Source organism: Noviherbaspirillum sedimenti, from assembly GCF_003590835.1.
Taxonomy (GTDB): Bacteria; Pseudomonadota; Gammaproteobacteria; order Burkholderiales; family Burkholderiaceae_D; genus Paucimonas; species Paucimonas sedimenti.
Genome location: NZ_QYUQ01000002.1, coordinates 1 through 23,345, shown reverse-complemented (window position 1 = coordinate 23,345; position 23,345 = coordinate 1). Strand labels below are relative to the sequence as shown.

21 protein-coding genes are annotated in these 23,345 nt (G+C 53.2%); 6 read left to right on the top strand and 15 right to left on the bottom strand.

The annotated features are described in order from the left end of the window. Nucleotides 1-779: 779 nt before the first annotated feature. From D3878_RS00190 to D3878_RS00165, 6 genes are all read right to left on the bottom strand, one after another. On the bottom strand, nt 780-2,009 hold the full coding sequence (locus D3878_RS00190; protein WP_119783636.1) for an ABC transporter substrate-binding protein: 1,230 nt from the start codon (nt 2,007-2,009) through the stop codon (nt 780-782). 169 nt (nt 2,010-2,178) lie between these two features. Further along, a complete protein-coding gene (locus D3878_RS00185; RefSeq protein ID WP_119783635.1) occupies nt 2,179-3,159 on the bottom strand; it encodes a zinc-binding dehydrogenase in 981 nt (326 codons plus the stop codon). Between the two features lie 28 nt (nt 3,160-3,187). Next, nucleotides 3,188-4,696 (bottom strand): AMP-binding protein, encoded by a 1,509-nt coding sequence (locus D3878_RS00180; RefSeq protein WP_119787617.1) that lies wholly within the window; start codon nt 4,694-4,696, stop codon nt 3,188-3,190. Nucleotides 4,697-4,752: 56 nt separating this feature from the next. Next, entirely contained in the window at nt 4,753-5,562 is an 810-nt protein-coding gene (locus D3878_RS00175) for an enoyl-CoA hydratase/isomerase family protein (RefSeq protein WP_119783634.1), read from the bottom strand. A gap of 43 nt (nt 5,563-5,605) precedes the next feature. Beyond that, nucleotides 5,606-7,099 (bottom strand): aldehyde dehydrogenase family protein, encoded by a 1,494-nt coding sequence (locus D3878_RS00170; RefSeq protein WP_233556180.1) that lies wholly within the window; start codon nt 7,097-7,099, stop codon nt 5,606-5,608. Nucleotides 7,100-7,215: 116 nt separating this feature from the next. After that, a complete protein-coding gene (locus D3878_RS00165) occupies nt 7,216-8,103 on the bottom strand; it encodes an NAD(P)-dependent oxidoreductase (RefSeq protein ID WP_119783633.1) in 888 nt (295 codons plus the stop codon). A gap of 178 nt (nt 8,104-8,281) precedes the next feature. Here D3878_RS00165 and D3878_RS00160 point away from each other — a divergent pair, with 178 nt between their 5' ends. Continuing rightward, the gene (locus D3878_RS00160; protein WP_158592135.1) at nt 8,282-9,022 is read left to right on the top strand and encodes a GntR family transcriptional regulator; all 741 of its coding nucleotides are present in this window, start codon (nt 8,282-8,284) and stop codon (nt 9,020-9,022) included. 527 nt (nt 9,023-9,549) lie between these two features. Here D3878_RS00160 and D3878_RS00155 read toward each other — a convergent pair. Next, nucleotides 9,550-9,924 carry a glutaredoxin domain-containing protein gene (locus tag D3878_RS00155; RefSeq protein ID WP_119783631.1) on the bottom strand — a complete coding sequence of 125 codons (375 nt, stop codon included), beginning with the start codon at nt 9,922-9,924 and terminating at the stop codon, nt 9,550-9,552. A gap of 268 nt (nt 9,925-10,192) precedes the next feature. Between D3878_RS00155 and D3878_RS00145 the strand changes: the two genes are divergently transcribed. Then, on the top strand, nt 10,193-10,426 hold the full coding sequence (locus tag D3878_RS00145) for a hypothetical protein (RefSeq protein ID WP_119783629.1): 234 nt from the start codon (nt 10,193-10,195) through the stop codon (nt 10,424-10,426). Between the two features lie 71 nt (nt 10,427-10,497). On the opposite strand, the gene D3878_RS00140 is transcribed toward D3878_RS00145, so the two are convergent. Next, entirely contained in the window at nt 10,498-11,136 is a 639-nt protein-coding gene (locus D3878_RS00140) for an EAL domain-containing protein (RefSeq protein ID WP_158592134.1), read from the bottom strand. 29 nt (nt 11,137-11,165) lie between these two features. On the opposite strand from D3878_RS00140, the gene D3878_RS00135 reads away from it, so the two are divergent. Next, nucleotides 11,166-11,699: a helix-turn-helix domain-containing protein gene (locus D3878_RS00135; RefSeq protein ID WP_158592133.1), complete on the top strand. Its 534-nt coding sequence runs from the start codon at nt 11,166-11,168 to the stop codon at nt 11,697-11,699. Further along, nucleotides 11,671-12,225, top strand: a complete 555-nt coding sequence (locus tag D3878_RS00130) for a transposase (protein WP_119783627.1) — start codon at nt 11,671-11,673, stop codon at nt 12,223-12,225. The genes D3878_RS00135 and D3878_RS00130 overlap by 29 nt, the downstream gene beginning before the upstream one ends. On the opposite strand, the gene D3878_RS00125 is transcribed toward D3878_RS00130, so the two are convergent. Continuing rightward, nucleotides 12,211-14,040, bottom strand: coding sequence for a bifunctional diguanylate cyclase/phosphodiesterase (locus D3878_RS00125; RefSeq protein WP_119783626.1), 1,830 nt, complete (start codon nt 14,038-14,040; stop codon nt 12,211-12,213). The genes D3878_RS00130 and D3878_RS00125 overlap by 15 nt on opposite strands. A 218-nt stretch (nt 14,041-14,258) precedes the next feature. Continuing rightward, nucleotides 14,259-14,696 (bottom strand): universal stress protein, encoded by a 438-nt coding sequence (locus D3878_RS00120; RefSeq protein WP_119783625.1) that lies wholly within the window; start codon nt 14,694-14,696, stop codon nt 14,259-14,261. Between the two features lie 230 nt (nt 14,697-14,926). On the opposite strand from D3878_RS00120, the gene D3878_RS00115 reads away from it, so the two are divergent. Further along, the gene (locus tag D3878_RS00115; protein WP_119783624.1) at nt 14,927-16,999 is read left to right on the top strand and encodes a carbon starvation CstA family protein; all 2,073 of its coding nucleotides are present in this window, start codon (nt 14,927-14,929) and stop codon (nt 16,997-16,999) included. A gap of 3 nt (nt 17,000-17,002) precedes the next feature. Continuing rightward, complete coding sequence (locus D3878_RS00110; protein WP_119783623.1) at nt 17,003-17,206, top strand: YbdD/YjiX family protein; 204 nt, start codon at nt 17,003-17,005, stop codon at nt 17,204-17,206. A gap of 25 nt (nt 17,207-17,231) precedes the next feature. Here D3878_RS00110 and D3878_RS00105 read toward each other — a convergent pair whose 3' ends face one another. From D3878_RS00105 to D3878_RS00085, 5 genes are all read right to left on the bottom strand, one after another. Further along, complete coding sequence (locus tag D3878_RS00105) at nt 17,232-17,501, bottom strand: DUF2164 domain-containing protein (RefSeq protein WP_119783622.1); 270 nt, start codon at nt 17,499-17,501, stop codon at nt 17,232-17,234. Between the two features lie 456 nt (nt 17,502-17,957). Continuing rightward, nucleotides 17,958-19,253, bottom strand: coding sequence for a hypothetical protein (locus D3878_RS23340; RefSeq protein WP_147383841.1), 1,296 nt, complete (start codon nt 19,251-19,253; stop codon nt 17,958-17,960). Further along, nucleotides 19,216-20,670, bottom strand: coding sequence for a hypothetical protein (locus D3878_RS23335; protein WP_147383840.1), 1,455 nt, complete (start codon nt 20,668-20,670; stop codon nt 19,216-19,218). Before D3878_RS23335 ends, D3878_RS23340 begins: the two co-directional genes overlap by 38 nt. Beyond that, entirely contained in the window at nt 20,651-21,715 is a 1,065-nt protein-coding gene (locus tag D3878_RS00090) for an ATP-binding protein (RefSeq protein ID WP_158592132.1), read from the bottom strand. The genes D3878_RS23335 and D3878_RS00090 overlap by 20 nt, the downstream gene beginning before the upstream one ends. Before the next feature lie 46 nt (nt 21,716-21,761). Next, on the bottom strand, nt 21,762-23,345 hold a 1,584-nt coding region (locus D3878_RS00085), incomplete at its 5' end, for a hypothetical protein (protein ID WP_119783618.1).

Genomic DNA, 23,345 nt, shown 5'->3' with positions numbered 1-23,345 from the left:
TGAAGACGCATCCGTCATTTGGATTTTTGTCAGATTAGGATTCCCGCGAACGGTGACATGCCAGTTTCGATTCAGGCAGCCTCGCCGTCATCAGCTAATGTTCGATTCCAGGAGCGATATTCCAAGGCACAACCCTTACCGTCGTTATTGGCTGTGAACTTTCGGCATTAAGGCGCCACCGATTTTCGGCGTAATCGCGCCACTTTTACCTGCCATTTCAGGGGATCAAACTGGGCGCAAGGATGCGCGATTTTGGATGTTTTTGCAATAGCGCTTTTTGCTGTAATTACGTGCATTTCGCGAGCGCGCTTTCTAGCGCGTATGGCGGGATCAGCGCCATGTTGCCGGGCCAAGGCGGTAATGCAGCTGCGGAGGATCAGAGCGCCATGAAGCGGGCTTCGCCGGCCGTATGGCGAAGTTCGGCGGTGGGTGCCGGGGTGGTAGCCCTTGCCGGACAGTTTTTTGTCCGGCAACTCCGTAGCCTGCGGAAAGCATGGCGCGTACTGCGGGCGGTGGCGTTTCGGCAGTTGCCCGAAATCGGTCACGATGGACCGGAATGCCCGGTCACGTTCGCCCGGATTCGCCGGTCACGGTGCCCCGGCCTTACTTCCTTTCGCGGCCGGTGGCGTGAATTTCTCTGGCGTCGGTTTCAGGCTGCGGTAACTCTCGCCGTCCAGTACAACCCGATAACAAACCTTACACATCCAGTCGTATATCGACGCCATCAAAAAAGCCACCCGAAGGCGGCTCTCATTACGTTTATCTCACTATGCCTACGACTACGACTTCGGCAGCAGCGCACACTTGCTTTGCGCGGCCGGCAGCGTCACACTACTTGCAGGAATCACGGCCTTGAGCTTGTAGTAGTCCCAAGGATATTTCGATTCAGCCGGTGTCTTGACCTGCATCAGGTAAAGATCGTGAACCATCTTACCGTCTTCGCGGATGCGACCGTTTTTAGCGAAAAAGTCGTTGATCGGCATTTCGCGCATTTTGGCCATCACGGTCTGTGCGTCATCGGTGCCTGCAGCCTTAACGGCGTTCAGATAATGCATCGTCGACGAATAATTTCCGGCATGAATCATATTGGGCATTTTCTTCATGCGCTCAAAATACCGCTTGGAAAATTTGCGCGTTTGCTCATCGGCATCCCAGTAGAAGGCCGTGGTTAGCGTAAGTCCCTGCGCAGTTTTCAGTCCCATGCCATGGATGTCGGTGATCACCGTCGCCAAGCCGATTAGCGTCTGCTTGCCAGATTGCGGAATACCGAATTCATTGGCGGTTTTCATCGTATTGACCAGATCGACGCCTCCATTGGCAAGGCCGATGACTTTCGCACCTGAATTCTGCGCCTGCAGCAGGAACGACGAGAAATCGGGTGTGCTCAGCGGATGCTTGAGCGCCCCCACTACCTTGCCACCGCTGGCAGTGACCACTTGAGTCAGTTGCTCTTGCATTAGCGCGCCGAAAGCATAATCGGCCGCGAGCAGGTACCAGGTATTGCCACCCTCTGCGACCACTGCTTCCCCGGTGCCTTTTGCCAGACCATAGGTATCGGCTACGTAATGGATGCTGTTGGGCGTGCAATCTTCATTGGTGATTCTGGCGGTCAGTGCACCGTTGACGATGGCAATGCGGTTTTTTTCTTTGGCCAGCTTGACCACAGCCAGCGCAACCGACGAATTCGTCAATTCGGTGATCACATCGACTTTTTGCGTATCGAACCATTCGCGCGCTTTCGCAGCACCTATGTCAGCCTTGTTCAGATGGTCGGCGACGATCAGTTCGATCGGCTTGCCCAGCACCTTGCCACCAAAGTCTTCAATCGCCATCTTTACGGCCGTCACCGCGCCTTGGCCAGCGAAATCAGAATAATTACCGGACATATCGGTGATGACACCGATTTTGACGACTTCATCAGAAATCTTGGATTGCTGTGCGTATGCCGCTGTAGACAGCGCGGCGATAGCGATGGTCAGACATGAATGTTGCCAGCGTTGTGTTTTCATTGTGTCTCCTTTGTGTTAACTCGGTTGGTTAGCTTGCTGCGTTAAAATTGACCATTACGGAACTGCTCCTGGCTTCATTGAATGATTGATGAACTCAGGGCTAAAAAACTAAGGGTGCAAAACAACTGCCTGCAAATCATCAGTAGCAGGCGGCCGGCAGACGTATTTTCTAAGGCTGTAAAATCAGTTTTCCGAAATGGCAATTACTTGCCATGTCTGCCTGCGCCTGCTCGGCTTGTGCCAGCGGATATACGCGCTCGATGTGCGGGCGTAACAGGCCGGCATCGAACAATGGAAAGATATCTTCGCGAAAGCGCGCAAACAGTGCGGCTTTCTCTTCCACCGAACGCATGCGGAAAGAAACACCGATCAGCGACAGGCGTTTCAGCGCCAACAAGTCGAGATCGATACTGTCCTTGGTACCACCCATACGCCCCACCGAAACGAGATACCCGCCCAGTGCCATGCAGGCCAGATTAGCAGCCAACACGCCACTGCCCACCATGTCCACCACGACATCCACGCCCTTGCCCGAGGTCAGCCGCATGATTTCAGAGGTGAGATCGCCACTGTCCAGATCGACAAAATGTTCCAGCCCAAAACCCGCGAGCATCGCGGCCTTTCCGGTCGATCGGGCAGTACCGATGACGATGCCGGCACCTAATGCTTTGGCTATCTGCACCGTCGCGAGGCCGACGGCCGAGGACACGCCATGGATTAGCACGCTCTTGCCTGCAGCGAACCGGCCATTGACGACCAGCGCGTCGTGTGCAGTCGGATAGACCGTGGCAATGGCAGCCCCTTCATCATAAGAAAATGAGGTCGGCAATTTCATGGCGACGCGATAATCGACCGCCGCCAATTCCGCGTAGCCGGAGCGCGTCATCGCCATGATGCGATCCCCAATGACGAATCCATGCACGTCAGCACCCACAGCGATGACTTCGCCCGCCACCTCAAGACCGGCGATCTGCGGCTCTCCGGCAGACGCAGTCCCATGTGAGGTCGAGCGCATCAAATCGATCCGGTTGATACCGGCAGCCTTGACCGACACCAGCAACTCAGTCGGTTGCAGCACCGGATCGGCTACGGTTTGGTATTCCAGTGAGGAAGGCTGCCCGGCTTTCTGCACGATGACAATGGCTTTCATGACATTCCCCCATTGAATGTGGTTGGCGTCAAACTTTGCCGTAAATAGCGCGCAATTCGTTCTTGAGCACTTTACCCATGGCGTTGCGCGGGAATTCTGCGACAAAAAATATTTTCTTCGGTAACTTGTAATTGGCCAGCTGTCCCTTTAGCGAGGCCATGATGTCGTCCGCACTTGGCACCGGTTCACTGCATACCAGCACAGCAGTAACTGCCTCGCCGAAATCGCGATGTGCCACGCCGACTACAGCCGATTCGACCACGCCCGGGATGGCATTGAGTATCGACTCCACCTCTTTCGGATATATGTTGTAGCCGCCGGAGATGATCAGGTCCTTGGAACGCCCGACGATGGTCAGATAGCCGTCTTCGCTCAGCACGCCCAGATCGCCGGTTTTGAACCAGCCATCGCTGGTCAGCTCTTCGGCGGTTTTTTCTGGATTACGCCAGTAGCCTTTCATGATAGCCGGGCCACGAATCTGGATTGCACCGACGGTGCCAGCCGGTAGCGGCCGATTGTCGTTCACGGCTTCGTCTGCCAGGCGCAGTTCTGTACCTTCTATTGGCAGGCCGACGGATCCGATGCGTCGTTCGCCGTGTAAGGGATTGGATGTGATAACCAGCGATTCCGTCATACCGTAGCGTTCCAGCACTGTATGGCCCGTGCGTTGCTGCATGTACAATGCAGTCTCCGGCAACAGCGGTGCTGAACCGCTGACGAACAAGCGCACGTTATGACATGCGACCAAGTCAAATTGGGGCGTATCGAGCAAGCGCGTGTAAAATGTTGGGACTCCCATCATCACCGTGGCACGCGGCAACATTTCAACCACTTTGGCAGCGACAAATTTCTTTAAAAAAATCATGCTACTACCGCTTAGCAATGCACAGTGAGTGGAGAGAAAAAGTCCATGCGCATGAAACAGAGGTAATGCGTGCAGTTGGATATCCGCGCCGGTAAAACCCCATAGTTTGACTAGAGCCTCGCCATTGGCCAATAGATTTTCATGACTGATCATCACCCCCTTGGGGCGACCAGTCGTGCCGGATGTGTAAAGAATGGCAGCGACCTCACCATTGCTCGTATCCACTGTTGCAAAGCTGGCGGACTGCGCCCTGCATTGATCGCTCAGAGAACCTAAGCCGGCCCCATCCAGCGTAAGGCAATGCGGAATCCCGCACGCCATCGCCAGTTCTTGCTTTGCAGTCGCATTGGCGGGGTCATGCACGAACACAGTTGGCTGGGCATCCTTGAAGAAATACTCCATCTCCGGTAACTGGTACGCCGTGTTCATAGGTAGATAGATCGCGCCCATGCGTATCACAGCCAGGTAAAGAAAAAGGGCTTCCGGTGATTTTTCGACCTGCGCCGCGACGCGGTCGCCCTTGACTACGCCAAGCGAAGCCAGCAGGTTTGCGTAACGCGCGGTCAGCGCCAGCATGTCTCCATAGCTGATCGTGGTACCATCTTCGGTGTAGAGCAAAGGTGCGTCGTGACGGCAGCGCGCTTCGACTACTGAAAAAATATTAGTGCTCATAGGCTCGATGAAAAAATTGGGAAATGGCAGAAGCACATCGTTTGTTAGGATGTCCGTCAATCGGGCAACGAAAATTTCGGCGCTCGTTTTTCCTCATGGGCCGCCAGGCCTTCGGCCAAATCCGCCGAGAGTAGACTGCGTTCGAAGCCGCTGCGATTCATTTCCTGGGCATCGAAGCGGCCGCGTGCGATCAGATTAAGGTCTCTCTTCATGCCTTGCACGGCATTCGGTGCGAGGTGTTCATAAGTGCGCAGCATGTCGTCGATACGGGCGGCCAGTTCAGCGCGCTCCACGGCTGCGTCGAGAAATCCGATGCGCAGCATTTCATCGCTGTCGATCTTTTCTGCGCTCATGAATAGCCGCTTGGCCGTCGTCAAACCGAGTCGCTCAACATAGCGGCGCATGCCTTGCGCGTAATAGTGAATGCCGATCTTCGCCGCCGGCATCACCATGCTTATGCCGCGAACGCCGATGCGGAAGTCGCAAGCCAGTGCGAAATCGGTTGCCGCGCCGTAGATGCTGCCGTTCATCGCACACACGGTCGGCTGGGGCAGATCTTCGAGTTTGTCGATAACCGTTTCTAGCGATATCGCCGGTCTACCCACCGATCCCGGCGCATTCGCATCGAGCGCGTTGAGGGAGTAGCCGGAACTGAAGGTTTTCTCACCAGTGCCGGTCAGTACGACCAGCCGCAGTGACTTGTCCTGAGCCAGTCGGTCGAGATAGCCGTCGATGACGGCGAGGTCGCACGGCTCGATGCGATTGTGTTGGCGCGGCCGGTTGAGGCGGATCTCGGCGCGTGCGCCTGCGATGCTCAGTACCGGCAACGAGCCGGCAGTTGGATCCTGCTGGTCGACATTGCTCATGGCGCGCTCATCGAAACGGTGCGGTGAAAACTGGCCACGGCGCTCACTCCAGATTGACGATGACCGTCTTCTTGTGGGTAAAGTGTTCCAGCATCGACTCCAGCGACAATTCTTTGCCGACACCCGATAGCTTGACGCCGCCGTAGGAAATATTCGGACCTGCGACCTGATTTTGATTGATTTGCACCAGCCCTGCTTCCAGCGTATTGGCCGCATTGAGTGCAATCTTGAGATCCTTAGTCCATACCGTTGCGGCCAGTCCGAAATCGCTGTCGTTGGCAATACGGATGGCTTCTTCGACGTCGGAAAATGGAATCACGCAAGTGACCGGTCCGAAAATTTCTTCGCGAATCAGACGGCTGGTCGTCGGCACGCCCGTGAAGATGACGGGCTGGATAAACAGACCTTCAGCCAGTTTCGAATCAGTTGGCATTGCCGCGCAGATGTGCGCGACCGCGCCTTTTTCAGCCTTGCCAGAAGCGATGTAGGACAGAATTTTTGCATATTGTGGACGCGAAATCACGGTTCCGATGTCAGTCTTTTCATCTAGCGGATCGCCCATCTTCAGCGCATTGACCCTGGCCTTGAGTTTTTCGACGAAAACGTCGTGCAGGCTGGCATGCACCAACATGCGGCTGGCCGCCGTGCAACTCTGACCTTGACGCGTGAAGCGCATGCCGGACACGGCACCTTCGACAGCCTGTTCGAGATCGGCGTCGGCCATGACAATCATGGCGCTCTTGCCGCCCAGTTCGAGCGTGACGTTGATGATTTTTTCAGCTGCGGCACGATAGATGATCTTGCCGGTTTCGACTGAACCCGTGAAGGTCACTTTACGTACTGCCGGATGCGCCACCAGCGGACCGCCGCATCCAGGGCCATCGCCGGAGACAATGCTGAGCAGGCCGGGAGGCAGAAATGCATTGAGGATCTGAATCACGCGCAGTACGGCCAGCGGTGTTTCCTCCGCCGACTTGACCACCACGGCATTGCCGGCCACCAGCGCAGGGGCGATCTTGAAAGCCATCAGCAGCATCGGTGCATTCCACGGAATGATTGCCGCCACGACTCCGACCGGCTCGCGCACCGTATAGGTCAGGGCTGTGCTCTTGAGCGGCACGGTCTCTCCTTTGAGTTCGGAGGCCAAACCTGCGAAAAAATTGAAAACGTCGGCAGTGGCATTACCTTCTGGACGAGATTCTGTGCGCAGTGCCTTGCCTGATTCCAGTGCGACCAGCAGCGCCAGTTCCTCGGCGTGATCGCTCAGTTTGCGCGCAGCATCGCTAAGGATTTTTCCTCGATCACGGGCATTGACCTTGCCCCAAGCGCGTTGCGCAGTTACCGCGGCCTTGACTGCGCGGTCGACGTCTTCCACGTTACCGTCAGCGGCTTCGCCAATTTTCTTGCCGGTAGCAGGATTGACGACATCGAAGTTACGACCGCTCGCAGCGGCGCAGAATACGCCGTCGATTAGGTGCTTACCGGACAATTCCAAGGCCAGTTTGGCCGGATCGAGATTGGGGTGGAGTTCCATCATGTTCATTGCTTACTCTTTCGACAGGTGCGTTCGGTCGGACCGGAACGGCAATAGTTAACAATCTCAAACAGGGGATACGGGAATCCTGGATTTACCGAACAACCGAATTAGCCGGATCAGCTTTTCACTTCAACGCCGGCCCAGCCTTCGGTGAATTTGATGATGGCGGTCATGTCTTCCTTGCCGGCGTTCTGACTGGTAGCAAAACCCCATACCTGTTTGACGGTGCCGGCAATCCACATTGGCACGCCCAGCGCTTCGGCTTCTTCGACGCACAAACGAACGTCCTTGTACATGAGCTCGGTTTTGAAACCGAAATCGAAACGGCGCGTCAGCACCGCAGCAGGGAAATATTTTTCTGTCGCCATGTTGCGGCCGCTGCTGACATTAATCACGTTCAGCATGGTTTCGGCGCTCAGTCCTGCCTTGGCGCCCATGACCAAAGCTTCACTGGATGCGGCGACGGCGGTGGCTGCCAAAAGGTTGTTGATCAGCTTCATGGTTTGCGCCTGGCCGATGTCTCTGCCAACGTGGAACAGGTTTTTTCCGATCACTTCGAATACAGGTCGCAGCGACTCAAACAACGCTTCCTCACCGGAGATCATGATGGCCAGCGTGCCGTTTTTTGCACCTTCGGTACCACCGCTGACGGGCGCATCGAGAGATGCGATACCGCGCGCGGCGAGGCGTTCTGCCATATCTTTCGCTGTCTGACCGCCGGTGGTGGAAAGGTCGATGTAGTGCCGGATGCGTGTACCGTCGATCAGACCACCGGTGGCGGTAACGACATTCCGCACTATTGCTGGAGTTGGTAGGCTGACAAATACCGTCTCGACCAATGAAGCGACTTCCAGCGGCGATGCGGCTGCAATTGCGCCTTGCGCCACGGCGGTGGCGACGGCGTCGCGATTCAGGTCGAAAACTACGACGGAATGCTTTGCTGCCAGCAATCGCTGCACCATTGGCAGCCCCATAGCTCCCAAACCGACGAATCCAAGCTCCATGTCTCTATCCTTTATGAATTTATCCTGCAGTGTTTGTCGAAGTACAATCAAGTAATGCACATCAGATTATCAAACAGATATAATTGATGTCAACAAAATTATTTTATATGTCAAGGATTGAATAATAAATCGCTCTTCCACCGGACGTTTCGAATCAATGATGGTTAAAATACGCAGCATGGAAAAATCAAACATCAAAAGCGTCGTCGCCGAATCGTCCAAGCCGAATGCCACTGAGCTGGTACGAAAAAACATCGAAAACGAAATTATCTCCGGTGCACTATTACCAGGAGATTCCTTGAACGAGGCGGAAATCGCGCGCCGTTTCAACGTGTCGCGCACACCGGCGCGCGAAGCTCTGCTGCAACTGGCCGCACAGGGCATGGTGGCAATCATTCCGCGATCGGGAATTTACGTGGCGCGCATGTCGGTGCGCGAGTTGCTAGCGATGTTTGAAGTGCTGGCCGAACTCGAAGGTATCTGCGCCAAGCTGGCGGCGCGCCGCATGACCGAACAGGAGCGTGCCGATCTCAAACAGGCTCATGCCGCCGGCGCCGAGTGTTTGAAAAATGGTGACCACAACGGCTATGCCCGCCTGAATGCGGACTTTCATAATGTTTTATATCTAGGCGCTCACAATCCATTTCTCATGGATCAGATTCTGTATATCAGGCGTCGCACCCAGGCATATCGGCAGAATCCATTTCAGGCGCCATGGCGCGTCTCTAAATCGGTGGAAGAGCATAGACTTATTCTCGAAGCCATACTGCAAGGCGATGCTTCGGCGGCGTATGAGCGTGCGATTGAACATATCTCTGTCGGCGGCAAGGAATTTGCGGAATTCGTCTCCGCCATCCCATCCAATCTGCTCGAAAGCCATGACAAGGCTTATCCGAATGTAATGAGGTCCGACGACTGAATCAGTCGCGCTGCAATTTAAATTGGAAAGAGCCCCCTACCCTACATATCGTTTTTCAGGGCGGCGCAATGGTGCGACCGAGTTTTTGCCGGCCGGACAACATTGGCCGTTTCCTGGCATCTGCTGTGGACGGTTCGGTAAAGCTTGCGCAGGACATGCGTTACCTGCCCGTGAAGTCTTTGTACCAGCTACGCAAGGAATGAGTCGACCCGGGCCTCAACCAGGAAGTTGCCCTGACGCTGGCATTCGACCGCGGCATGTACCGCCTCTATCGTATGACGGTGATGTTCAAGCGGGGAAGCCGGCTTCTCGCTGTCGAACGCATTGACGGTATCGAGAAGGATCCGTCGATGCTGATTTGAGGCTGACCACACTGGATGAAATCAAGCGCCTTGTACCTGTACCGGCCCGCTCGTAATTGCTCTGCCACATAACCTCACTTCCATCCTTCGGGATTAGTGAGGTTTTTCTTTTTGTGTCCGCATCGCCCAGGGATTTCATCGCCTGCAATGCCGAAAGGAGACATATCAGGACTCGGCTTTGAGCATACTGGATAGCTCGCCACTTGCAATAAGCCGTTGCAAATCACTTGCCCCGCCGATCAATACTCCCTTAACAAATATCATCGGGAAGGTCGACCATCCGGTCCACATCTTGAGTGCAGCGCGACGCCGCCAGCCACTGAGATAGCTGCCATACTCCAGATAGGTGTAGGGAAGCTTGGCAGCTGAAAGAGCAGTCCGGGCCTTTTTGGGAAAGGGGTTTTGAGCCATCCCCACGACGACGACCGGATTGGATGCAATTGCCGCTTTTACCTCAGCAATAATATCCGCATTTTCATTGGAAATAGTTGTACGAATGGCTGGATGGATATGGGCCTCATCGAGGATATTTCGGCTCATCATGGTTCCTGGCAGTTTGAATTGCTTAGGATATCGTGATTTTCAATTGCCGTAACAATTCGATTTCGCCTCAGTGCAAGCTCTTGTTCCGCGACCGCTCAATCATTGCGAACAACCTGACCAGGTTAATGGCCGTGGTGGCCAATTCAATCCCGCCGTATACTTGGGCGACTCGCGATGATATTCCGTCGCTTTTCATGCGTGCAGACGGCTTCACTGGCCACGCCTATACCTACATATTCAAGCCAAATTAAAGGAATTACCAGTAATGACACTTTTCGCCACCCCGGTTTTTGACGCGACGGTCATCTTCGAAGGCAACGAACTCTTCAAAGGGCAAGGCTCGGCAACGCAATGGGCGCAACGGTTGGCAGCTGAAATCGGCAGCCCGGTGGTCGCCAAGAAGATCGGCACCGGCTGGGCGCTCTGCGGCACAGTGGATGGCGTTGATTGCGTCTGGGGCATTTACGGTCAACGACTCAAGCGCATCAGTATCGGTTGAAAAAAATACCCTGTTTAAAAACAGCGCGATTTCATCCGAATGGCATGGTTCGCGAGTACACAAGCGCTCGTCTAGAGAAAATTTCCGCTTTCCTCAAGATACCGAACAAAATCGTAGGCAGAAACGGGTTTGCTGTAGAAGTAGCCTTGAATACTGTCGCAGCCCACATTTTTTAAAAAGCGGAAGGTGTCTTCAGTTTCCGCACCTTCCGCAATGACTGTCAGCTTCAAGACTTTCGCCAAACTGATAATTGCTTTTATGATCTCACGGCTATCGGAATCAGTACTGCTATCCTGTATAAAGGACTGATCGATTTTCAGCTTCTCAATCGGCAAACGTTTGAGATAACTTAAGCTGGAATACCCTGTTCCAAAATCGTCAACAGATAATGCGACGCCGAGTTCTCTCAACTGCCTCAATAATGTATCGACATCTTTTAAGAGCATTCCTTCCGTAAGCTCTAGCTCCAGATATTCTGGAAGTAATCTACTGTCTTCTAAAGCCTTTCTTACAACACTTAAGAAATCAACTTGTTGAAGCTGAGTCGCCGAAACATTAACTGATACACGGAGGGGGCGCATGCCGGCTTCTTGCCATGCTTGATTTTGAAAACAAGCGGTCCTCAGGACCCATTCCCCAATCGGTACAATAAGTCCGGCTTCTTCTGCTAAGCACCTTGCCAAAAGTTTTTTGACATAGACTGAGTTCATGGGCTCGGATGAGATGCGGGGAAGCTGCCATGAACGAGATGAAGCTGGCCGCTGGCAAGCGGCGGCGGTTGCGCAATCAACTCCGACACACAAGCGACGCACGCCAGTTTCGGCGACTGCTTGCGGTGCTGGAATATGATCGTGGCGAGCCGGTAAGCAGTATTGCAGAATTGCTTGGCGTAAGTCGGCAGAGTGTCTACAACTGGATTGAGCGAGCATGCCGGCATGGCGATCCTGGCGATTTGCTTGATGCGCCGCGCACCGGTCGACCGGCAAAGGCAGGAGAAGCGTTCGACACCGTCTTGCGCGTGTTGTTGATCTTGCCGCCTCAGCGGTTCGGCTACCATGCCCATTGCTGGACCGTTCCGTTATTGCGGGACCAGTTGAAGCGGAATTTTGGCGAGGAATATTCCGCCTCCACGGTGCGCCGCGGCCTGCAACGGTTGGATTACGTTTGGAAGAGACCACGCTACGTGTTGGTTCCGGATCCGGAGCGAGAGAAAAAAACGCGAAATTCTGCACGCTCTGAGAAGAATGCCAAAGCGTGGCGTCTTGCTGGTTGAGGATGAGACGGATTTGCAGCTGTTTCCGCCGTTGCGGGCAATGTGGTGGCAAAAAGGCGAGCCGGCCAGAGTGCTGCTCTCCGGACGCAATGAGCGCCGCGTGGTATTTGGCTGCATGAATCCAGTGAGCGGCCATCGACTGTTTTTGGCGCGAACCCGCCAGCGAGCGGAAGACTTCCAGGCATTTTTGCGGGAAGTGCATGGGCATTATCGCGGCCGGGATGTGACAATGTTGGTGGATGGCGACACCAGTCATACCGCCAAAAGTTCGCAAGATTTGGCGCGCCGACTGGGCATTCGGTTGCTTTGGCTGCCCAAGCGGTCGCCGGAGCTCAACCCGATGGAGTCGCTGTGGGGGCAAGCCAAGGACGCCATTTGCGTCAACTGGCAATACGCCACGATGACTGAACAAGTCAAAGCATTTGTCGCGCAATTGAGTGGCCTGTCGAATCGGGAAGCATTGCAAACATCGGGCGTCTTGTCGGAGAATTTTTGGTTGAAACCAGTTTTGTCAAAAAACTTTTGATAACGTGCTTAGCTGAATAAACGCAGCGGGACCAATTATTCCTTTGGTCGGATGATGCCAGCGAATGAGCGCCTCTGCCCCACTGACGCGATTGTCTTTTAAACGAACTTGCGGCTGATAAAAAAGTGCCAGCTCTCCTTGCTCCAGGGCGCGCCGCAGCTCATTTTCCAATGCAAGCCTTTGTACTGCTTCGGTATTCATCTCTTTAGAGAAGAATTGATACTTGGAATGCGATTCCTTTACACGCCGCATCGCAACTTCGGCATATTTAATCAGCGTGGCGGAGTCAGTGCTATCAGTCGGGTAAATGCTTATGCCGACACTTGCACTGGTATTGATCCGTTCGGTTTGAATAACATAGGGTTCGGAAAGGCATGTGACTGCGACCTTCGCCAATCTCGATGCTTCGGTGCTTGTTTTAAGTCCGGGGAGAACAGCCACATACTCGTCTCCTCCAAACCGCGCGACCACGTCATTCTGCCTTAAACACTTGACCAGCCTCTCGGCCGCCGCAATCAATAACTGATCGCCAAAGAAGTGGCCTAACGAGTCGTTAATTACCCTAAAGCGGTCAAGGTCGAAAAATAGAACCGCAACTTGAGTGCCAGTATTCTTGGCTTCATCAAGATATCCACTTAACTTTTTCCCAAGAGCTCGTCTGTTCGGTAAGCGCGTCAACTCGTCATGAAGGGCCAAATACTCTGCACGTTGATAGGCCGCCTCGAATTCTTGCTCTCGTTGTTCCAAAGCAGTCGTCATTTCATCGAATTGACGGGCAAGTTGCCCTATCTCGCCGGTGCCATAGTCTATGTTTGTCCGTGTCTTCAGATTTCCTCCGCCGACTTGTTGCGCCGCACGGATAAGTTGGGAGGCTGGCGTAATCACGAGCTTTTTACTGAGCAGCCAGGTTCCTAAAAATACCAGGCCGATAATGGAAAGGACGGCAGTGAGATTGAAAACGAGAGACTTCTTTGCTTCTGAAATAAGTCTGTCCTTGTCTAGTCCAATGATCACATGAAATATCGGATGTCCTTCATAGAGAACAGGCGCTATTGAGTACAAGCGCTCTACGCCGTCATCTCCTGTGCTTTCAATCAACCTTGGTATGGCGCCATTCAAGCTTTTGGCAATTATGTCCCGCGATATCGGCTTACCAAGGATGTCAGGGTTATAGGGCTGTCGCACTAGCACGATTCCCTGTTGATCAATAATGCTAAAGTCCGCTCCAACGGGAAGCTTGATTTCACTTGCCATTGAAGTAAGCGTCTCCAGTGTTGCGGTGGACGTCACTATGCCAGTGACCTGTTCGTCACGGATGATCGGAAGGACAAAAGCGATCGTCGACGATCCTGTTAGTTTGCTGATCAAGAAACCTGAGACTACAAAGCGCCTTTCAGCAAGCGCTGTTTGGAAATAAGGGCGGTCTTGAATGGAAATGCGCCCGGAAGCAAAGGGTAATGCCCCACATTCGCGAATCCCGGCAGAATTGTAAACAGAGAAAGATTCAAATTGGTATTGCACATAACCAGGAAGAAGGCTTGCGAGGTAAGCGTCGCATGCCGACGATTCAAATTTATATACAACAGGAATTTTACTGATCGCAATTAACAAGTTGTGGATACCATGAAGAATCTTGCTTTGACTGGTAGCTGCAAGTTCAGAAAGACTGAGCAAATTATCGCTCGCGTGTTGCCAGCGATTCTCATACTCATTGATGCTTGAATAAATAAGCAAGCCGACAGCAGGTATTGCCGCTAAAAATATAATGAGTATCAAACGCAGCCTTAAGGTTAAAGGCCGATGCCAAGATTTCATTAAATTTCTTTCCTGCTTGCCTTTAAATAAGGTTTATTTTTAGAGAGTCGTTAGCGCTAAAGAAAGTGCAGCAATGCACGTATCGCCCGCTTCAAAGTATGGCTGCGTTGAAAATGGCACACAGACTATAAATCCACAGGCCCTGGTTCGAGTCCAGGTCGAGGAGCAGAAACACACAAGGGACCAGCTTCGTGCTGCCCCCTTTTCATTGACCAGTCTCAGTGGAATACCAATACCGGAATCGTCGCGTGCAGTAGCACTTGCTGCGTTTCGCTATCCAGAAACAAGCCGGTCCAGCCTTTTTTTCCGTATGGCGCCATGAAGATAAGATCGCAATTGTATTTCCCTGCGGTCTTCAGAATTTCTTCGTGAGGGTTGTGGGAGTGCACGAAAACGGTTTCACAGGGCACGCCTTCAGCGGCGGCGGCATCGGCGACCTTTTGAACATGTTCCAATGCCAGATCGTGCGGATTTTTATCCACGCTGTGAGTCGTCCCAAAAAACTCGCTATCGGAAAGTAATGGGGATGGATGGGGTTCGGCAATCGATACTCCGATAATTTTTCCGTTGATTTCCTTTGCGAATCTCACCGCTGCGTTGACCGCTTTTTCCGAGCGGGGGGATCCATCCGTCGGCACCAGAATCGTCTTGAACATGATAGGCCTCTATGGCGATATGTATGGAGACTCAGTCCAGCCATTATCCAACTGCCTGCCGCCAGGCGCACACCAATCGTCTAAATCACGCAAACTCCATTGATCAATATCAAATTTGGAAGATGCCATTCTTTTATCTTGAACGAAGCAAATCCGAAATATTCCGAATTCCGCTTTGCTACGATCCATGATGATTGTTGATCGCTTACCCAGCCTCTTTGAGAGGATCCATGCGCCATTTCAAACAGCATATCGCCTGGATTGCACTTGCCATAGTGGGTGCTTTTTCGTTCGGCACGATTGCTCTGCAGCGCGGTGAAGCGATCAGTGCAGTCTGGATCGTGATCGCTGCAGTCTGCACCTATCTGATTGCTTATCGTTATTACAGTCTCTTCATTGCAAAACATGCAATGGGGCTCGATTCCAAACGCATGACGCCGGCATACCGATTCAATGACGGACTGGATTATGTGCCGACCAATAAATATGTTTTATTCGGTCATCATTTCGCGGCCATTGCCGGTGCCGGCCCGCTGGTCGGACCGGTGCTGGCCGCGCAAATGGGCTATCTTCCCGGCATGCTGTGGCTTCTGGTGGGCGTTGTCTTTGCCGGCGCAGTGCAAGACGCGATGGTGCTGTTCATTTCGATGCGCCGCAATGGCCGCTCGCTCGGTGACCTGATCAAATCCGAGCTGGGCCCGGTGGCCGGCGTCATCACACTGATTGGCGCCTTTCTGATCATGGTCATCATCTTGGCGGTGCTGGCCCTGATCGTGGTGAAAGCGCTGGCGGAATCCCCCTGGGGCACCTTTACCGTGATGGCGACCATACCGATTGCGTTGCTGATGGGCGTGTATATGCGCTACATCAGGGTCGGGCGCATCGGCGAAATCTCCGTGATCGGATTCGTGCTGTTGATGCTGTCGATCGTATTCGGCCAGTATGTGCAGGAGCATCCCACTTTTGGGCCGATGTTCACCTTCACCGGCACGCAACTGACATGGCTGCTGATCGGCTATGGCTTCGTTGCCTCGGTGCTGCCGATCTGGCTGCTGCTGGCACCGCGCGACTATCTGTCCACCTTTTTGAAAATCGGTACCATCGTCGGGCTGGCAATTGGCATTCTGGTGGTGATGCCAGAGCTCAAGATGCCTTCTACCACGCGTTTCATCGATGGCACGGGGCCGGTATGGTCCGGCGATCTGTTCCCATTCCTGTTCATCACGATTGCCTGCGGCGCGGTCTCGGGTTTCCATGCGTTGATTTCATCCGGCACCACCCCCAAGCTGCTTGAGAACGAGACGCATGTCCGGCTCATCGGCTATGGCGCAATGCTGATGGAATCGTTTGTCGCGATCATGGCACTGGTGGCGGCGGCCTGTATAGAACCGGGCGTGTATTTCGCGATGAACAGTCCGCCTGCAATCATCGGCAGCACCGTCGAGGGCGCGGCCAAGGTCATCTCGGAATGGGGCTTTCAGCTGACGCCGGAGATGCTGACCCAGACGGCCAAGGATGTCGGCGAACACACGATTCTTTCGCGTGCCGGGGGGGCGCCCACACTCGCGGTCGGCATGGCGCAAATCCTCTCGGGCGTCGTCGGCGGAAAAGCAATGATGGCCTTCTGGTATCACTTCGCCATCCTCTTCGAAGCCCTGTTTATCCTGACGGCGGTCGATGCGGGCACACGCGCCGGTCGTTTCATGCTGCAGGATTTGCTTGGCACGATCGTACCGTCAATGAGAAAAACAGAGTCGGTGGTGGCGAGTTTTGTGGCGACCGCCATCTGCGTCGCGGGATGGGGTTATTTCCTGTACCAGGGGGTGGTGGATCCGCTGGGCGGCATCAATACCTTGTGGCCCTTGTTCGGCATTTCCAACCAGATGCTCGCAGGCATCGCACTCATCCTCGCGACCGCTGTCCTGTTCAAGATGAAGCGCGACCGCTATGCATGGATCACCATCGTACCGGCGATCTGGCTGCTGATATGCACGCTCACCGCAGGCTGGCAAAAAGTATTCTCTACCAATCCGAAGGTCGGCTTCCTGGCGCATGCCGACCGGTATCAGACCTCCCTTGAGCAAGGAAAGCTGCTGGCGCCGGCGAAGTCGTTCGATCAGATGCGGCAAATCATATTCAATGATTACGTCGATGCATCGCTGGCATTTTTATTCATGTTCGTCGTCGTGAGCGTCCTGTTTTTCGGCATTCGCACGATATTGTCCGCCAGACGAAAAGATCGACCGAGCGTGGATGAGGCACCCGCCGAGTCCTTCCCGCCGGGCACGCTTCCTCAGGCTTGAGCCATGCTGGATAACTTATCTGAAGCAGGACGCTATCTCGGGCAGGCGATGCGGCTCATGGTCGGCGTGCCTGAATACAGCACCTATGTCACCCACATGGAAACGACGCACCCTGATCAACCCGTCATGAGTTATGAAGAGTTTTTCAGGGAGCGTCAGGACGCGCGTTACGGCAGCGGCAACGGGAAAGTTGGTGGCTGTTGTTGAGTGAAATTAATTGAGTGAAATTAAGTTACTTGCGCGAACTCGTGCTACGCTTTCCCCAGAACGAAAATTCCTCCGCATAGCAGGAAATCTCCATCTCAGTCACCTTTTCCTGCATGTATGCCTGCGCGTCAACAATCGCCTGGTTATAAACGCTCGGGCCAATCTCTTCCAAAATGAACTTCAAGAACATCTGAGCACGAAGTTCGCCCAATTCTTCGCCTTCTTCCTGTTTCCAGTAACGGCGAAGCGAACCGGTCAACTGTTCCTCGGCCTCTTTTTTAAGTTTGATTGCCATTTTTCCTCCATTGCTTAGGCGCCTGCTGGCCGAAATTGTACCGTGTCACACGGCGATGCCAGACCATTTGGCTGCTGGCGCAGTGGGCTTTTAAAAATAATTTCAAGCTGTGCGAGCCCAGGTCGAGGGAATTATCGTGATGACATCCCCGCTGAAAGACCCAAACGATGCACTATGGAATGTAAAATAAAGACGCACGCGTCATTTTCTCTTGTTAATGATTGTTTTTGCCGCCCGTTTTTTATGCACTTTAGTCCTCCGACAGAAATGTATAACTCTCATCGACACAAACCTATAACTTTCGCCTCTAAAGTAATACTAGTCCGAAAAGTTATAGATTTGCGTCGCATAAAAACCTGAGACATGCTTAGTTATAGAATTTTGTCGCGCTTTACCCTGACGCAAGCTACCGCCATCTAAAAAGTCTAGCTACAAGGCTTTAAGCAATGCCCAAAGTCAGCTCCACATCGGCACAAGATCGGCAATACCATGTACGATTTCTTCATCGGACATCAGGCGACGATCACGACAATATTCCAAAGTCGTACCCGCGATAGTCTTTCGCGCCCCCAACAAATACCAAGGAAGATCGCCGCCGATATTGGCCGCTCTACAGTGAAGTTCGAAGCTGTGAGTAACCCAACCCAACGTGGCTTGACCTAGTCGTTGTGCGGAAATGAAATTCTTTTCATGTCTCGCGATCTCAGCGGCCTGCCTCAGCTGCGCCTTTGAGATTCTATTCAACTCGCTAAGGCTTAAAAATCCCTTTGGAACGCGCTTGTATATATAGCGGAAAAGAGGTTGACCACCTTCTTCAAAGGCAAGACATTTATTTTTTTCACTATGAACGAGATAGCGTTCAAGTGCTGCGAGGACTGGAGGGAGCACAACGACGGAGGCGCGGATAGGTTTGCGATTGGCTATGTGGAGCCTGCAGATTGGTGATTCGCCGTAAATGGACGGCCCGATTCGAAACGACTCACGCTGTAGCTTCAAAATCTCACCTGGTTTCAGATCGGCATAGTAAGCCAGGTAAATTGCTAAAGTTACACGGGCGCCCTGCTCATCATTGCTGACGCTAACCAGTGAGCGATTGATGTATTTCCACTCAGGCAGCGTCAAAACGCATTTCTGAAACTGATCCGCGGCCATAAGCGCCATTTCACGCTGGCGAATAGTACGTCTAGAACGAGCTGTTCCGTACCAAGGATTCCAGGGAACATATCTATGGCTAACTAACCAATCGAAAAGCAACGACACAATTTCAACGATCTGGCATGCCCTGGCAGGTGAAGGTAATCCACGAAAGGGGCGCCAATCAGGACTGTCTCGGCGGACCGTCGCATTGCTAATCCATTGGCGATAAGGCTGCGGATCTAAAAGAAAAGCTTCGAATGCACCGGCATCTTCTTCGTCTATGGAAGACAATGCCTTGCCGCGAGTGATTGTCGCCCACAATAGACATTTCTCCACTTGGTGTCGATAGAGTCGAAAGGTGTTTTCATCCTTTGCCGTAAATGCAAGCCATGCATCGATTGCCTCAAGATCATTGACGGCGCCAAGTACGCATTGACTGGAACGCAGAGCCACATGACTGCGACTGCCATCCAGCTCAGCGGGCAATTCCAGCCAATCAATCGGAGCTACGGAGAATGTTTTCTCTATCCTTACGGAAGGATGGTCTGACATAGGCATCGAATTTTGATGGGCTAAATTATGAGTAGACCGCTGTACGGCAATGGTGGTTGACATGGAGCTCGCAGTGCGGACAAGGCTCCAGGTCATCAAATCGCGGCCCAGGGCCAACGACGACCATGGCCTCCCCCTTTTGATGTACTCCTACGTTGAGCAACATCGTTATTTGAGGCAGTACCGGCGTCTTAATAGGGCTCAGAAAGGGCGCAAACTCCAGGTAAAGGGTGAGAGCATGGGCTCTATCGCGCCCATAAATATCTTCATCTTGAAGCTGCTTCGCCCTCTCCCACCAATTCGCCACCACTTCAAAGCTCGCGTGAGCGCTGGTCAAGGCAAAACCAGCCCAGGCCGTCTGGTTTGCCGTGGCCTGCCAAGGCCAATTCAAGGCTGATTCGCGTAAATGAAGTCTTGGAGCTTGGCGACGTGGCGACTGCTGAAATTGGTCGATATCTTCAAACCGAAGACGCCATAACAGCATCGCTTGTTTTCGCGGGCACAACTTACGTGACAGGTTCAGAATTTGATCTTTCCAAAAGATATCTTCATTAGTCATTCCATCGTCAATACGCGCACATGGTCCAAGTCGCCTCCGAAGGTAACGCCGTATTGATTTATAAATGCTTATTAGCCCCCGATTATCTGGAGGCGTTTCGATCAGTCGACTTTCGAGCAATATGTCTGGTACGGAACTACCAACGGTGATGGCCATCGAGCGGTCTGGCTTTGCGAGGAACGAATCTGGCAGGTCAATAGGTTCAAGGGTACGTAATACTGAAAACGTCATAATGCGTTTCATGTGTCCCAATGGTTCAGCCAGCCATCTACCGTGCCATTCCCTCTGCCCCGACCATTCAAGCGATGCGTGCTCAAGATTTCGTAGCCAGTGGTCGATAGGTTCAAATGCGTCGTAAATGCACGCCTTTTCGGAAGGCGTCGTAACCCATTCGCTTGGCTGAAACACGCCACCAAATGGATGCAAGCAGGAAGGACAACGCCAAGGCGCATCCATCGTTTCTGGCACCAATGCAAAACGCGGTGTCGCTGCAGTACAGTTTGTACAGTGAGCAAGCAGAGGTTCCGCATGGATCAGGCATTGCTGCAAACCATCGAGCTGCGCAAAAATAGTTTGATATCCGCGCTGCATGCATTTGGGGCAATAGCGAATCGCAGCATCCGAAGCCAATGCAGTAGCCCAGTACCTCGTATACTCCTCCAGGCCTCCATTGGCCACTGCAGTAGCGACTGGTCCGCTGTACGGATACTCGTGGCGAATCCAAGTCGGCGTCAGCAACGTTCTGCCATGCACCGCCATTCCAAGGCTTGAAGTCAGGTTGCGGCCGAATAACGCTTTGCAAATTTCGCCTGCGGTGAGGCAGTTTGCCCATGCAAACTTCCATAGCAAGGACAAAGGGCTTTCAAACGGATTGCGCCATTCGTCACGCCAAGCGGCATCGTTAGGTTGACCTGTAATCATTTGGGCGCGCCTCACGAAAGATCGATGCATTTACGGGCAGCTGTAGGTCCGCGTCATAGGTCACTCCCAGGGATAAGGCAAAACAGGACGCCGCGACAGCCTGGCGCCAATCCGCATCAGTGCCTGTCAATCCAGTATGGTCGACACCGATATGGGTAACAAAGAAGCTGCGAATACAAGCCGCGACCCAGTGCATGCCTACTTGTTTTAGCCCTCCGTGTTCACGCGCGGCGTGCTCGAATTGCGCCCATAAGCGCCCTGCTTCCTTGGAAAGCCGCCAGCCGCCTTGAAAAGCGGCCGGCAAAAAATATTCGGAATAACAAATACCGCTTCCTTCCGGATATTCCGACATCTCGACATCGTCATAACACTCCATCGTTTCAACAAGGTCAGAAAGCGAGGTCAGGCCTTTAAATTCGAACTGCTGCATCATGAAACGTCCGATTAGATCGGTCCGCTTCGATTGCAAAAGCACGGTGCGGATCGACGCAAGCTCTGTTTGTCCGAAAAGCAGTGCAATCACGCGGACGTCGTTGAGCGCAAGGTCATTTGATAGATCGCGCAGGCAAGAAAATTCTGCTTCTGCCCAGTTTTGTGCTTCATCGATAAACAGGACGATTCTGTCGCTATTACGGGCCTGGCTCAGCGTCCAAAGATAATTAATCAAGCGAGAACGTCGTGCAGAGACCTTCCCCACGCCAGAAAAGGAATGCTTACAGTTTTCCAAGATTTCGGTATAGAAGGCGACTTCAGAGAAGCGAGCGTGTCCTTTGGCACTGATGATGATCACAGGAACTTGGGGGAATGTGGCGCAAACCTGTTTGGTGAGCACCTGAATTGCAAAAGTCTTTCCAAATCTTGGATGGGCAATGAAAGAGGAACCGGGGTCACGCTGGTAGATGGTTCGTTCGATTACATCGAACACGGCCTTGACTGGCGGCGTCGGTAGACGCGCTCTATCGCGAATGACTGGATGCTCATCAAAAACTCGGCTCAGCACGGGCTTTGCCTCTGACCTATTCGTACTTCCCTGCGTTTTTGCCATTTGCGTCGGAGTCTCCATTCTTGGGCCTTAAGATTCATTTTTAAGCCTAAGAGTTAATGGCTTTCCAGCGGGGGCGTTGGATCAACGGTGCAGGGAGTTTTTCTGGGGCGCTGACCATATCGATTGCCCTCGCCGGCTCCATCGCTTTGACTTCCTCTAGCGATTTCCCTGTGCTGTGGGCGGTATGGGCAAGTTTTGTCCCAGCACGGGATACTTTGAGTCGATTCTTTTCCGTTTGTTTGAGAGCGGCTCCCGCGTAGTACGCCAGCATTTTTTGAACGGGATCGGAGCCAGGTAAATTGAGGAGTTCACCGGCATCGTCCAATGCATTAAACTGCTTGCGCAGCTCGCGTGAATGCTTGCAACGTCCCCACACGCCTTGGGCGCGTAGCGTGCCCAGGGATTCGCCGGTCACAAGGTAGACGTCGATCGTACTCAAGTCGCTTTCACGAATATGAAGCCGGATCTGCTTGCCAATCATGCTCATTGCATTGGCCAACACGGGACTGGTATAGCGCACCCGGTCGACCTCGATATAAGGCCGGCGCCCCGCTGCTTTATTGCCTCTTACAAACCGCGTTTCAATTGCGATCCCAAGTTCGGGTTGGGCTGCACTAGGCGGTGGTAGTGAGCGTGGTAGAAATTGAGATGCGGCTTCATGGTATTTATCCCGCAATACGCTAAGCGGACTGCGATTTCCGAGGGCCGCATGCGGTGTAACGTTGTAATTCGCAAGCGTAATATCGATCAAGTCGAGAAGGTGCTCCCAGTCGATTCCCAGATCGATTGCCTTTCTTACAGGGTCGTCACGTTTCGGATCTGCGGGGGATGAGCCTGTCGATGATGGCAGGCGGCTAAAACCGTATGCTTCTAAGGTTGCCATCAGTCGTTCCAATGCCCCCCGGTGTTCCCAGTGGCCAACTGGCCCGAAATTCAGGAAGCATCCGATACGCCGACGGGCACGTTCTGCCACCGCCTTGGCATAGTGTGGTGCCGCATTATCAACCATCAGGGTTGCCCATCCGCGCCCGGCGAGTTCTGGAAACACTCCGGACGGCAGCCCCGCCCCAGGCAGATACTCCATCCCAGGAATGCTCGGTTTTCTCGCACTCCATTTGGACATGGCCGAAATCAGTGCATTCTCAATGACGGCCGCATTGCATTCAGTTCGGATACCAACGCTGTAGCCGAGAATTGCTGCGCAATCCCCTTCCAACACTGGCACGATCCAAAGTCGCTCGATGGCGACCCTCTTCGAACCGGCAGGGCCATTCACTTGCACGGTGCCAAAACAATGGAGCTTGTGAGCATCAAGTCCCACAAGATCGTATGGCGCCATAGAGTAGATATGCTTGCTGTATCCAGTGCCAGTAGCCAGGCGCTTAATTGCATCTTTTCCATAACGCGACGCAGTACTCTCAACCAAATTCTGGCTTGCTACTTTGTGCATGAATCGCTCCAATGAGCGACGTCCAAGTGACTTTGAATTGAACGGATAGTTGCTGCTGGAAATGCCGGCAGACTCGCAAAGTGTAATGAATACCTTATGCAGTGACTTGGCTGAAATCCTTGCTTCATGCACTTCTCCCCTACGCTTGAGAATCATCGCCTCTAGCCTAGCTCGAATCTC